The sequence below is a fragment of the Nocardioides albidus genome, from assembly GCF_006335005.1.
In the GTDB taxonomy this organism is placed as follows: domain Bacteria; phylum Actinomycetota; class Actinomycetes; order Propionibacteriales; family Nocardioidaceae; genus Nocardioides; species Nocardioides albidus.
In genome coordinates, this window is the sequence record NZ_VDMP01000022.1 from 18,607 (window position 1) to 30,403 (window position 11,797).

The 11,797-nt window shown below is 70.8% G+C and carries 14 protein-coding genes and 1 pseudogene; 13 read left to right on the forward strand and 2 right to left on the reverse strand.

Translation table 11 applies throughout. The annotated features are described in order from the left end of the window. The first annotated feature begins 51 nt into the window (after positions 1-51). The 10 genes and pseudogenes from FHP29_RS08810 to FHP29_RS08850 all read left to right on the forward strand — a co-directional run bounded on the left by FHP29_RS08810 (position 52) and on the right by FHP29_RS08850 (position 6,615). Positions 52-1,134, forward strand: a complete 1,083-nt coding sequence (locus FHP29_RS08810; RefSeq protein ID WP_139622502.1) for an amidohydrolase family protein — start codon at positions 52-54, stop codon at positions 1,132-1,134. Positions 1,135-1,330: 196 nt separating this feature from the next. Continuing rightward, positions 1,331-1,825 (forward strand): 30S ribosomal protein S16, encoded by a 495-nt coding sequence (rpsP, locus tag FHP29_RS08815; protein ID WP_139622503.1) that lies wholly within the window; start codon positions 1,331-1,333, stop codon positions 1,823-1,825. Between the two features lie 4 nt (positions 1,826-1,829). Beyond that, complete coding sequence (locus FHP29_RS08820) at positions 1,830-2,069, forward strand: RNA-binding protein (protein ID WP_139622504.1); 240 nt, start codon at positions 1,830-1,832, stop codon at positions 2,067-2,069. A 77-nt stretch (positions 2,070-2,146) separates the two neighbouring features. Then, positions 2,147-2,722 (forward strand): ribosome maturation factor RimM, encoded by a 576-nt coding sequence (gene rimM, locus FHP29_RS08825; RefSeq protein ID WP_240044410.1) that lies wholly within the window; start codon positions 2,147-2,149, stop codon positions 2,720-2,722. Further along, positions 2,719-3,408, forward strand: a pseudogene (gene trmD, locus FHP29_RS22645) (tRNA (guanosine(37)-N1)-methyltransferase TrmD); the annotation flags it as partial. The gene rimM and the pseudogene trmD, both read left to right, overlap by 4 nt. A gap of 117 nt (positions 3,409-3,525) precedes the next feature. After that, positions 3,526-3,888 carry a GNAT family N-acetyltransferase gene (locus tag FHP29_RS22650; RefSeq protein WP_240044423.1) on the forward strand — a complete coding sequence of 121 codons (363 nt, stop codon included), beginning with the start codon at positions 3,526-3,528 and terminating at the stop codon, positions 3,886-3,888. A 164-nt stretch (positions 3,889-4,052) separates the two neighbouring features. Then, positions 4,053-4,415 (forward strand): 50S ribosomal protein L19, encoded by a 363-nt coding sequence (rplS, locus tag FHP29_RS08835; protein WP_139622506.1) that lies wholly within the window; start codon positions 4,053-4,055, stop codon positions 4,413-4,415. A gap of 102 nt (positions 4,416-4,517) precedes the next feature. Next, positions 4,518-5,387 (forward strand): signal peptidase I, encoded by an 870-nt coding sequence (lepB, locus tag FHP29_RS08840; protein ID WP_240044411.1) that lies wholly within the window; start codon positions 4,518-4,520, stop codon positions 5,385-5,387. Positions 5,388-5,596: 209 nt separating this feature from the next. Beyond that, entirely contained in the window at positions 5,597-6,271 is a 675-nt protein-coding gene (locus FHP29_RS08845) for a ribonuclease HII (RefSeq protein WP_139622507.1), read from the forward strand. A gap of 35 nt (positions 6,272-6,306) precedes the next feature. Next, a complete protein-coding gene (locus tag FHP29_RS08850) occupies positions 6,307-6,615 on the forward strand; it encodes a DUF2469 domain-containing protein (RefSeq protein WP_139622508.1) in 309 nt (102 codons plus the stop codon). Between the two features lie 20 nt (positions 6,616-6,635). On the opposite strand, the gene FHP29_RS08855 is transcribed toward FHP29_RS08850, so the two are convergent. Then, positions 6,636-7,925, reverse strand: coding sequence for a DUF7305 domain-containing protein (locus tag FHP29_RS08855; protein ID WP_158296525.1), 1,290 nt, complete (start codon positions 7,923-7,925; stop codon positions 6,636-6,638). Further along, entirely contained in the window at positions 7,916-8,416 is a 501-nt protein-coding gene (locus FHP29_RS08860; RefSeq protein ID WP_139622510.1) for a TadE family protein, read from the reverse strand. Before FHP29_RS08860 ends, FHP29_RS08855 begins: the two co-directional genes overlap by 10 nt. 366 nt (positions 8,417-8,782) lie before the next feature. Between FHP29_RS08860 and FHP29_RS08865 the strand changes: the two genes are divergently transcribed. From FHP29_RS08865 to FHP29_RS08875, 3 genes are all read left to right on the forward strand, one after another. Beyond that, positions 8,783-9,241 (forward strand): TadE/TadG family type IV pilus assembly protein, encoded by a 459-nt coding sequence (locus tag FHP29_RS08865; protein WP_139622511.1) that lies wholly within the window; start codon positions 8,783-8,785, stop codon positions 9,239-9,241. Then, a complete protein-coding gene (locus tag FHP29_RS08870; RefSeq protein WP_139622512.1) occupies positions 9,241-11,130 on the forward strand; it encodes a pilus assembly protein TadG-related protein in 1,890 nt (629 codons plus the stop codon). Before FHP29_RS08865 ends, FHP29_RS08870 begins: the two co-directional genes overlap by 1 nt. Before the next feature lie 137 nt (positions 11,131-11,267). After that, positions 11,268-11,636 (forward strand): YraN family protein, encoded by a 369-nt coding sequence (locus FHP29_RS08875; RefSeq protein ID WP_139622513.1) that lies wholly within the window; start codon positions 11,268-11,270, stop codon positions 11,634-11,636. Positions 11,637-11,797: the final 161 nt, after the last annotated feature.

The window sequence follows — 11,797 nt, forward strand, 5'->3', positions numbered from 1 at the left end:
CCCACGATCGGAGGTGTCGCGCCCGAGAGGCGCGTTGGTAGCGTCGGCCGGGTGAGCGCGCTGCGGTTCTCCGGTCCGGTCCTGCCCGACGGCGAGGCGCGGGAGGTGTACGTCGTCGACGGTCGGGTCACCTACGAGCGGCCTGCCGGGCTGTCGGGAGCTGAGACCGCCGGCGAGGGCTGGATCGTGCCCGGCCTGGTCGACGCCCACAACCACCTCGGCCTCGAGGACGGGGGAGCGGTGGGCGAGGAGGAGATCGAGCGGCAGGCATTGGCCGACCGGGCCAACGGCGTCCTCCTCACCCGCGACTGCGGGTCCCCGGCCGACACCCGATGGGTGCAGGAGCGTGAGGACCTGCCCCGGCTGATCCGCTGCGGACGCCACGTCGCGCGCACACGGCGCTACCTGCGCGACTACGGGGTCGAGGTCGAGCCCGACGAGCTGGTCGGCACGGTCGCCGAGCAGGCGACGGCGGGGGACGGCTGGGTGAAGCTCGTCGGCGACTGGATCTCCCGCGAGGAGGGCGACCTCGCTCCGTCCTTCCCCGCCGACGCCGTCGCCGCGGCGATCGACGTCGCCCACGCGCACGGCGCGAAGGTGACCGCCCACTGCTTCGGCCAGGCCTCGCTCGGCCCGCTGCTGGACGCCGGCATCGACTGCATCGAGCACGGGACCGGCCTCACCGCCGCCCACCTCGAGCAGATGGTCGCGCAGGGCGTCGCTCTGGTGCCGACGGTGCTGCAGACCGCCAAGTTCCCGGAGTTCGTCTCCGCCGCCCGCGACCGCTTCCCGACGTACAGCGCGACCATGGAGTCGCTCCACCAGCGGCGGCGCGAGGTCCTGATGAGCGCGTACGACGCCGGCGTGGCCCTCTACGTCGGCAGCGACGGCGGCGGATCGTCGCGCCACGGGGTCCTCCACGAGGAGATCCACGCGATGGCGGCCATGGGCCTGCCCAACGAGTACGTCCTCGGTGCCGCCTCGTGGCGGGGCCGCGCGTGGCTGGGCTGGAACCCGGGCCTCGACGAGGGCGACCCGGCCGACTTCGTCGTCTACCCGCGCAACCCGGTCGATGACCTCTCGGTGCTCGCCGAGCCGTCGCGGGTGGTGCTCAGGGGCCGAGTCGTCGCCTGACTGGTCGCCGGGCGTCGGCCGGGTTGCCCGGATTTCGGGCTGCGGCGCGGCGCGTGGCAGACTTGGCGGCTGAGTTCTGCGACTTCCGGTCCCTCTCAACCGGTGGTGGCAGAACCCGTCCGAGTCCGGGCCCCGGTGTCCCCACCTGGTGGTCCCTGGCTCACCCACCACCAGTTCTCAAGGAGACACCACAAACGTGGCCGTCAAGATTCGTCTGAAGCGCCTGGGCAAGGTCCGGGTCCCGCAGTACCGCATCGTCATCGTCGACTCGCGCAAGAAGCGCGACGGCGCGGTGATCGAGGAGATCGGCAAGTACCACCCCAAGGAGGACCCGTCGTACATCGACGTCGTCTCCGAGCGGGCGCAGTACTGGCTGGGCGTCGGCGCGCAGCCGTCGGAGGCCGTCGAGGCCATCCTCAAGGTCACCGGTGACTGGCAGAAGTTCAAGGGCATCGACGGCGCCGAGGGCACCCTCAAGGTCAAGGAGCCCAAGCGCGCCAAGCTCGACATCTTCAACGAGGCCCTCAAGGAGGCCGCCAACGAGCCCAAGGGCGCCGCGGTGACCGCCAAGAAGTCCGAGAAGAAGGCCAAGTCGGAGCCGGCCGAGGAGAAGGTCGAGACGGAGGCGCCCGCCGAGGCCGCCGCCGAGGAGACCCCGGCCGAGCCGGCCGCCGAGAACGCCGAGGCCTGAGCCGATGCTGGCCGACGCGCTGGAGCACCTCGTCCGCGGAGTGGTCGACCACCCCGACGACGTGGTCGTGCGCGACAAGCAGCTGCGCCGCGGCTCCGTGCTCGAGGTCCGGGTGCACCCCGACGACCTCGGCAAGGTGATCGGCCGGAGCGGTCGCACGGCGACCGCCTTCCGCACCGTGATCTCCGCGATCGCCGGCAACAGCAGCACCCGGGTCGACTTCGTCGACACCGACAGGCGCTGAGCAACACGCATCACGACGACGGGCGCTGCCATCATGGCGGCGCCCGTCGTTCATTTCCGCAGGGGAGGACAGCAGTGGTGGTCTCGACAGGCTCGACCAGCGACGGCTCGATCGAGGTCGTGGTCGGCCGGATCGGCAAGCCGCACGGCATCCGCGGCGAGGTCACCGTCGACGTGCGCACCGACGAGCCGGACCGCAGGTACGCCGACGGCGCCGTGCTGCTCGCCGAGGCGCCCCGCGGATCGGCGTTCTCGGCCCGCACCCTCACCGTCGGCCGCACCCGGTGGCACCAGGGCGTGCTCCTCGCGACGTTCGCCGAGCTGACCGACCGCACCGCGGCCGAGTCCGCGCGCGGAGTGGTGCTGCGGGCCGTCGTACCCGCCGACGAGACGCCGGAGGACCCCGACGAGTTCTACGACCACCAGCTCATCGGCTTGGCGGCCTACGACGTCGACGGCACCCACCTCGGCGAGGTCGCCGGCCTCACCCACGGCGCCCAGGACCTGCTGCGGATCCGGACCCTGGACCGCCGCGAGGCGCTGGTCCCGTTCGTCAGCGCGCTGGTGCCGGAGGTCGACGTGGCCGGCGGCCGGGTCGTGATCGCCGACCGGCCCGGCCTGGTCACGCCCTTCCCGGAGGAGGACGAGGGGTGAGGCTCGACTACCTCACGATCTTCCCCGGCTTCTTCGCCCCCCTCGAGCTGTCCCTGCCCGGCAAGGCTGCCGACAAGGGTCTGCTCGCCTTCGGCGTCCACGACCTGCGCACCTGGACCCACGACCGGCACCGCACCGTCGACGACACCCCGTACGGCGGCGGAGCGGGCATGGTGATGAGGCCGGAGCCGTGGGGCGAGGCGTTCGACGAGCTGGTCAGGGCGGGGTCGACCGGCGCTGAGCGCACCACCATCGTCTTCACGACCCCGTCGGGCGAGCCCTTCGACCAGCGCCTCGCCGAGGAGCTGGCCACCCGCGAGCACCTCCTGTTCGCCTGCGGCCGCTACGAGGGCATCGACCAGCGGGTGATCGACCACGCCCGCGGGGTCGCCGAGGTCCGGGAGGTCAGCCTCGGGGACTACGTCCTCAACGGCGGCGAGGTCGCCGCGCTCGCGATCACCGAGGCCGTCGTCCGGCTCCTGCCGGGCTTCATGGGCAACGCCGCGTCGCTCGTCGAGGAGTCCCACGCCGCGGGGGGCCTGCTCGAGTACCCCGTCTACACCAAGCCGCCGCAGTGGCGCGGCCACGAGGTCCCGGCGGTGCTGCGTTCCGGCGACCACGGCAGGATCGCGGCCTGGCGCCACGACCAGGCCGTACGACGCACCGCCGAGCGCCGGCCCGACCTGTTGACGCCGTCCGTGCTGGACGACGGCACGCCGATCGTGCGCGCCACCGCGGGCGACGCCGGAGAGCTGCTGACACTCCAGCGCGCGTGCTGGGTGCAGGAGGCCCTGGCCAACGACATGCTCGACATCCCCGCCCTGCACGAGTCGCTCGACGACGTCCGCGCCTGGCTGGGGGAGTGGGACACCTGGGTCGTGCGCCGTGCGGGACGGCTGGTCGGCGCCGTGCGGGGACGGCTGGAGGGCGGCGACGCGTGGGACATCGGCCGGGTCATGGTGGCTCCCGACCTCCAGGGCAGCGGGCTCGGACGGGCTCTGCTGGAGCACATCCAGGCGGTGGCGCCGGCGGCAGCGACGTCGTACGTCCTGTTCACGGGCGCGGCGAGCGCACGCAACCAGCAGATGTACAAGCGGGCCGGCTTCCGGCTGCGCCGCGACCTGCCCGCGCCGCCCGGCGCCGTCGTGCTGACCAAGCGACGCTGACCTGACGCTGACCTCGCGCTGATTTCCGGCGTCGCCGCCCGATGTGGGAAGATCGCTGGTCGGTGTCGCGGACGCTTCTGCCACAGGGGAACCGCCGACCGCGCGCCTCTCACCACCCACCACCACTACCGCGGCTGACCTGTGTGCACTCGCGAGGAGAAACCATGAGCAACCCGAGCCCCGCCCTCGTCACCGAGCTGGGCAACGCCGCCAAGCGCGACGACGTCCCCGACTTCCGCGCCGGCGACACCGTCAAGGTCCACGTCAAGGTCATCGAGGGCAACCGCTCCCGTGTCCAGATCTTCCAGGGCGTCGTGATCCGCATCCACGGCTCGGGCGTCGGGCGCACCTTCACCGTCCGCAAGGTCTCCTTCGGCGTCGGTGTCGAGCGGACCTTCCCGCTCCACTCGCCGATCTTCGAGCAGATCGAGGTCGTCACCCGCGGTGACGTGCGCCGCGCGAAGCTCTACTACCTGCGCAACCTCACCGGCAAGAAGGCCAAGATCAAGGAGCGTCGCGAGATCTGATCTCCCGCGTCCCGAGGTTCCGCGAACCTCGTCCTCGAAGGCCCGACCTCCTGGTCGGGCCTTCGTGCTTTCCCGCTGGGCCCTGTCCCTAGACTCCAGTTCGTGACGACCGACGACACCGCACCGGACTCCGCCGCCGAGGTCCCCGACCCCGAGGCGACCCACCGAGCGGGCTCCCGGTCCTCCTCCGCCTCGCGCAAGCACCTGCCGGTGTGGCAGGAGAGCATCCTGCTGCTCGCGGTGGCGCTCGGCCTGGCGATCCTGATCAAGGCCCTGTTCGTGCAGGCGTTCTACATCCCCTCGGAGTCGATGGAGCCGGGCCTGGTCGAGAACGACCGGATCCTGGTCCAGAAGGTCTCCTACTGGTTCGGCGGCGCCCCGCAGCGCGGCGACGTCATCGTGTTCGAGGACCCCGACCAGTGGCTGGGGCCGGCCGACAGCCAGGGACCGACCGGGTTCGCGAACCTGCTCTCCAAGGTCGGCCTCTACCCGACCGGCGGGCACCTCGTGAAGCGGGTCATCGGCACCGAGGGCGACGTCGTGCAGTGCTGTGACGAACTGGGTCGGATCAAGGTCAACGGCAAGGCGATCGACGAGACCGCCTTCCTCGGCAAGGACCCCGGCTCGTGCGATGCGCCGCTCGAGGCCGACCTCACCGAGCCCGGGTCCGCGTTCGCCCGGCCCTGCGACTGGACGATCGGCCCGATCCCGGCCGGGAAGCTCCTCGTGCTCGGCGACAACCGCGGTCACTCCGCCGACTCGCGCGCCCACTTGTGCGGGCCCGAGGAGGACCCGTGCACGAAGAGTCCCTGGGTCGACACCCGGCTGGTGGTCGGCAAGGTCTTCACGCTGATCTGGCCGCGCGACCGGTGGCGCTGGGTCACCCGCCCCGAGGTCTTCGACGCCGTCCCCGACAGCCCGCCGGCCGACGTCCTGAAGAGGGCGAAGAAGCTCGACGCCGTTCCCGGCTAGTCGGTCGTCTAGATGAGTTGTTCCAAGGGCTCGCACGCTGCGCGACGCTCACCACGCACGCCGGCGGCGTTGCAGACGCTCGACGTGCACCCAGCATGCCTTCGCGCCTGCGCCTTGCCAGCGCACGCGTTGAGCGCCGCTCGCTTGCACGATCCCTTGGAACAACTCATCTAGCCTGGATGCAGGACCGGCCAAGGAGGAGTCAGGGCATGTCGACGCTGCCCCGAGGAGCGACCGTACGGCGCGACGCCGGGCTCTACGGCTACGAGCGGGCCCTGCGCCGGCACGGGTTCGAGCCGATCGCGGGGGTCGACGAGGCGGGGCGCGGCGCCTGTGCCGGACCGCTCGTCGCGGGCGCCGCGATCCTGCCTGCCGGCAAGGCGGGCGTCATCCCCGGCCTCGCCGACTCCAAGCTGCTGACCCCCGCCGCCCGGGAGCGGTGCTACCACCAGATCGTCAAGCGCGCGCTGGCCTGGTCGGTCGTCGTGATCTCGCACGACGAGTGCGACCGGCTCGGCATGCACGTCGCCAACGTCGAGGCGCTGCGGCGTGCGGTGGCGAAGCTGTCGCTGCCGGCGTCGTACGTCCTCACCGACGGGTTCCCCGTCGACGGTCTCGGCGTCCCCGGCCTCGCCGTGTGGAAGGGCGACCGGGTGGCGGCCTGTGTCGCGGCCGCCTCGGTGCTGGCCAAGGTCACCCGGGACCGGATCATGACCGACCTCGACGAGCACTGGCCCGCCTACGACTTCCGGACCCACAAGGGCTACATCACCGCGACCCACACGGCGGCTCTCGAGCAGCACGGACCCTCGCCGATCCACCGGATGCGCTTCGTCAACGTACGCCGAGCCGCCGGGCTCGAGCCGCTGCCGGTCGAGCCGTAGGTCCCGGTTGACGGCGGGGGACTAGAGTCGGGCCCGTGAGTGCCGAGGAGCTCGAGAAGTACGAGACCGAGCAGGAGCTGAACCTCTACCGGGAGTACCGCGACGTCGTCGGCATCTTCAAGTACGTCGTCGAGACCGACCGCCGCTTCTACCTGTGCAACTCGGTCGACGTGAAGGCCCGGTCCGAGGGCGGTGACGTCTTCTTCGAGGTCACCATCGCCGACGCCTGGGTGTGGGACATGTACCGCCCCGCCCGGTTCGCGAAGAACGTCAAGGTGCTCACGTTCAAGGACGTGAACGTCGAGGAGCTCGCGACCTCCGACCTGGAGCTGCCGAAGAGCTGAGCGCCTCCGCGGACCGCCCGCTACTGGTCGAGGCGCAGGTCCGAGGGCGCCGGCTTCCAGTTCTGGTCCGGGACGTAGGACGCCTCCAGGCAGGACGGGTTGCCCGCCATGGTGAGGTCCTTCACCACGATCGCCGCGTGGAACATGGACGCACAGCCGTTGCCGTTCATCTCGAGCGTGCCGCTCTTGGCGTAGATCGTTCCGGTGAATCCGGCGCCGCCGTTGCCGGTCAGCCGCAGGGTCGAGGCGCTGTTGCGGTCGTACACGATCGCCAGGCCGGCCAGGGGACCGGTCGTCGGCGCCGTGATGGCCAGGGTGCCGTTGCCCGAGGCGTCGAGCGTCGCGCCCTGCTCGCCCGGGACGCAGGCACGCGGGGCTCCGTAGCTCGAGCACGTCAGATAGAGCGTGACGCCGGTCCCCTGCAGCACGGTCACGTCGTTGCCCGCCAGGTCCCAGATCCCGTCGGTGACGACGTACAGCCCGGCAGGCAGGGTGCACACCTTGCCGCGCATGTTGATGCCGGAGTAGATGCCCGGACCCGGCGGACAGGAGTCGACGGGGGTGCGGCGGATCAGTCCACTCATGTCCGGGGGAAGGGCGAGCGTGGCCAACGGGTCCTGGATCGCGGGATACCCGGTCAACGGGTTGGGCGTGTAGTTCGCCATCGCGCCCGACGCCGTGCCCTCGACGGTGATCTTGCCGTCGGTGGCGACCAGGCCGTTGCTGCTGATCTCGACGCTGCCGTTGAAGTGGATGTTGCCGCCGTGGATGGTGGCGTCGCCGTTCTGCAGATCGTGGGTCGTGCCGCTCCCGAGCACGCACAGCGCGCAGTCGAGACTCCCGCCCGGGTTGATCGTCGCGCGGGCCGAGGTGGCGATCGTGAACCGGTCCACCCCCGCCAGGGACGCGAAGGCGGTCGCCACCCTGCGACTGGGCATCCTGACCCGCACCCTCGTCGGTCTGGTGGCGCTGTCGAAGGAGACGCAGGGGGAGGAGTCCGGCGTGTAGGCGAGGTGGCCCGGGTCCGTGCACCCGCTCCAGTCGGCCGCCGTGACGCCGAAGTTGGCCGCCGCATAGTCCTTCGCGGCCGCGACCGCCGCGGTGACCTGCGGCGCCCCGGCGGCGTCGTACATCACGTTGCCGGCGGCGAGGGCCGAGGCGTCGGCAGCGTTCTGCGAGTCGCCCCGCGTGTGCCAGGCCATGCCGAGATCGAGGACCAGTCCGGCCGCGAGCACCAGCACCACCCCCAACAGGGCGGCCAACACCGCCACCGCTCCGCGCTGGTCCGGTCGGCGCCGGCTCACACGCACCACGACCAGTCCAGGCCCGAGGGCAGCGTCTCGGTGACGCCGGTGCCCGAGGGCGCGGGCAGCGCCTGCTCGATCGACATGCGCAGATCCGCCCTGACATAGCCGTCGTTCGGCATGGGGAGGATGCCGAACGTGCTGGGCGAGCGGACCAGGACGCACAGGTGGAGGGGCTTGCCCTTCGCCCATCCCTCGGGCGCCGCGACCTTGACGTAGGTGCCGGCGGGAGCGCCACCGATCATCGCCTCGGTCGTGCAGGCGACCTCGACCCACCCGGGTGTGGTGCAACCGCCGGCGGCGCGGTGGACGACGGCCATCCTCGCCGCCTCGCGGACACCCTGATCGGCGTTGAGCGAGGCGTTGAAGTAGAGACCGTACTGCAGGATCCCGAACAGGAGGGGGATCAGCACGACGCTGACGAGGGCGAACTCGACCGCCGCGGCGCCACGATCACCTGCGTCGCGGACGCGCCCGAACGGTCGCGCCAGAACCATCTCACCCTCCCCCTGCCGGCCCGCCGAGCCGGGACATCCGTTTCGATTGTCGGCATGCCGGCGCCCGCTTCATAGCCTGATCCGACGCCAATCGCGTCCCGGCGGCAGATCGGTCCGAGAGCCCGGGTGGACCTGGCATCGGCTTGCCAGGGAGCCCGATCAGAACGGGTGATGGGCACCAGGACCATCGTCCCGCTATCCGGAGCCATGCGCGCTCTAGTCCGAAGGGACTAGGGCCCGACGTACGTCCGAGTGGAATGCGCCGCGATTCGTTCCCAAGGGTGTCGAAGCATCATTACATTGAGGGCCGACGCCGCTCGGGAGTGTCATGGGAGCGTCTGGGAGCGATGGTGGGAGGGCCGACCGATGGTGCGCTGCGCCCTGCGGAGACGCGAGTCGGGACGAGATCAGCGGGGAGCCGCGGCGGTCGAGTTCGCGCTGGTCGCGCCGCTGCTGATCATGCTGGTCTTCGGCATCATCGGCTACGGCATGATGCTCTCGTTCCGCCAGACGCTCAGCCAGGCAGCGACGGAGGGGGCTCGCGCAGCCGCCGTCCAGCTCGACGGATCCAAACGGGACGAGTCGGCCACTGCCGCGCTCGATGACGCCCTGGGCGCGCTGGAGGTCGGCGGCACGACCCTGGCCTGCGGCGAGGCACATGTCACGTGCGAGGTCGACCCTCCCGTCTCCTGCGGCCCGGCGCAATGTGTCACGGTGACGGTCAGCTATCCGTACCGCGACCATCCGGTGGTGCCGACGCTTCCGTTCCTGGACCAGACGCTGCCCGAGACCTTGACGTATTCGGCGACCGTGAGGGTGAGTTGATGGTGCCCGCGCGCCGCCGCGGTGAGCGCGGTGCGGTGACGGTGTTCGTCGCGGTCACGCTGAGCGTCCTGCTGCTGGTGGCGGCATTCGCCGTCGACCTCGGGATGCAGCGGGTCGCACGTGCCGACGCCCAATCCCTGGCCGACGTCGTCGCTCTGGACCTGGCGCGCGAGCTGAACCAGGGCAGGTCCGTCGCCAGCCTGACCGTCGGCAACTACGATCAGGCTCTGGCCAACGCCAGCCGCGACAGGAACCTCGACGTCCTCGGCACCAGTCAGGGGCATACTCCGACACTCGACGTCTCCTGGGGCGAGATGAACGACGGCACGTTCGTGCCCTACGACGAGACGGTCGATGCTGCGAAGCAGCCGACTGCCGTTCAGGTGATCGCCCACACCGAGACCGGGTTCGCCTTCATGGCGAGCCACACCGGCAAGGCGCAACGGCGGGCCGTCGCCTCGGCTGACAAGGGCGCCTGCTTCCGGATCGGCTCGTTCGTGGCCCGCGTCCAGTCAGGGCAGAGCACCCTGCTCAACCCCCTGCTGAACCAGATGCTGGGGTCGAACCTCAACCTCGACCTGATCAGCTATCAGGGCATCGCCGCGGCCAACGTCAGCCTCCTCGACCTCGTCGAGACCGGGGACCTCGGCGTCGGGACCGTCAGCGAACTCCTCGGCGCAGAGGCCGTCAGCGTTGCGGATCTGGTCGATGCCTCGATCGAGGTCCTCTCCTCACCGGCCCATGGTGCCAGCGCCGCCACCATCACGGCGCTTCAAGCCATCCATGCCGCCCTCGAGATCAGTGACCTGAAGGTCGACATCGCCGACCTCGTCGCGGCCTCTCCCAGCGACCCGGCGGCGCTTGCGTCTCGTATCAACGTCCTGGACCTGATCACCGGCTCGTTGCTGGTGGCGAACGGCACCAACGCCATCGCGCTGCCCGCGCTGGACGTGTCCGCCGGCGGCATCACGGCCACGAGCACATTGCACGTCATCGAGGGGCCTCGGAAGCGATGCTCCGACGAGGGAGACTTCGCCGAGACCTCCCAGATCAAGCTCACGACCAAGATCACCTCGAACGCGTTGACTCTTCCGGTGAGCCTGGCAGGACTCGCCAGCGTGGTGGCCGAGGTCGATCCGATCGATCTCACCCTCGAAGTGATGCTGGCGCACGCGGACGCCACGCTCCGGAGCATCGACGGATGCGACACCGGCGCCGCCCAGAGCGCAGCCTTCCAGGTGAACACGGCCGCGGTCGCGGTGCCGACCGTGTCCGGCAACATTCACGCCTCCTTGACGGCGAACCTCGTCACCGGGTCCGGGTCCACTCTTCTGGACAACCTCCTGGATGGCCTCGGCGGGCTGCTCAGCCCCTTGGCATCCGTTCTGACCATCGGCGCGACCCAGTTGGTCAATGCCAGCCTGACGGTCGACCTGACCGCCGCGGTCCAGATGGCGGGTGCCGTCGGCGTCACCGCCTCGACCAAGACCGTCACGGTGCCCGCCTCCTTCTGGGCGGACGCGGCGAACCCGAAGGCATACACCGTTCCTGGAACGGTGATCCCGTCGATCAGCGCCTTCTCGCTGCAACCCACGACCGTCACCATCGGCGGCAGCCTGACCACGAAGAAGGTCCTGCTAGGGGTGCTCGGGTTTCCGATCCTTGGCAGCGCCACGGTCGGTCTGATCAGCAGCGTGGGCGCGGCGGCGACCGGTCAGCTGAGCACGGCTCTCACGGACGCCACGAAGAGCCTGCTGAACGCGCTCACGGCCGGTCTTCAAGCCACCGTCATCAAGCAGGTCTCCGAGCTGCTCGGCCTCAACATCGGCGGCGCCGACCTGTGGGTGGACCACGAGCCCAGGTGTGGGGCCCCCCGGTTGGTGCAATAGGCCCGGGCTGCCCCATGAGTCACATTGGTCGCAACTGGGGTCGCGACCGATCCACAGGTGGCACACGGCCGATTCGTTCTCCACACCATGCCCGCGTGGCCCGATGACCACATCGGATCAGCGGTGACGCTGTCCGGATGACGACCACAGCACAGGCCCGACGGGCCATCGGCGCGTACGGCGAGGACGTGGCGGTCCGCCACCTGGTCGCCCAGGGGATGACCCTGCTCGAGCGGAACTGGCGATGCAGCGAGGGGGAGGTCGACATCCTGCTGCGGGAGGGGGCGACCCTCGTCGTGTGCGAGGTGAAGACGCGGACCTCGCTCGTCGCCGGCACTCCGCACGAAGCCATCTCTCCCGCCAAGCTGGCCCGGTTGATGCGCCTGGGGGAGCGGTGGGTCGCCGAGCGCGGGATCCGGCCCGACGGGATCCGCATCGACCTCGTGGCCGTGATGCGCCCGCGTCGCGGACCGGCGGTCGTCGAGCACGTACGCGGGCTCTGCTGAGGTCCGCGGCCGGCGTACACCGCCCCCTGCGGCCCACCCGTCACACGACGTGACGTCGGCTCTCCACAGGGGCGCCGACCGGGCGCGTCGTCCACAGCCGTGTCGCCGACGGCGGCGGAGCGTCGGCCTCGACGGGCACGGTGGTCGGCATGTGCACGAGA

Bases quoted from the DNA above. Each gene is read 5' to 3' on its own strand.
- FHP29_RS08875 (WP_139622513.1), top strand. From the start codon at position 11,268: ATGACGACCACAGCACAGGCCCGACGGGCCATCGGCGCGTACGGCGAG.
- FHP29_RS08820 (WP_139622504.1), top strand. From the start codon at position 1,830: ATGCTGGCCGACGCGCTGGAGCACCTCGTCCGCGGAGTGGTCGACCAC.
- FHP29_RS08860 (WP_139622510.1), bottom strand. From the start codon at position 8,416: ATGGTTCTGGCGCGACCGTTCGGGCGCGTCCGCGACGCAGGTGATCGT.
- rplS (WP_139622506.1), top strand. From the start codon at position 4,053: ATGAGCAACCCGAGCCCCGCCCTCGTCACCGAGCTGGGCAACGCCGCC.
- FHP29_RS08870 (WP_139622512.1), top strand. From the start codon at position 9,241: ATGGTGCCCGCGCGCCGCCGCGGTGAGCGCGGTGCGGTGACGGTGTTC.
- FHP29_RS22650 (WP_240044423.1), top strand. From the start codon at position 3,526: ATGCTCGACATCCCCGCCCTGCACGAGTCGCTCGACGACGTCCGCGCC.
- FHP29_RS08845 (WP_139622507.1), top strand. From the start codon at position 5,597: ATGTCGACGCTGCCCCGAGGAGCGACCGTACGGCGCGACGCCGGGCTC.
- FHP29_RS08865 (WP_139622511.1), top strand. From the start codon at position 8,783: ATGGTGCGCTGCGCCCTGCGGAGACGCGAGTCGGGACGAGATCAGCGG.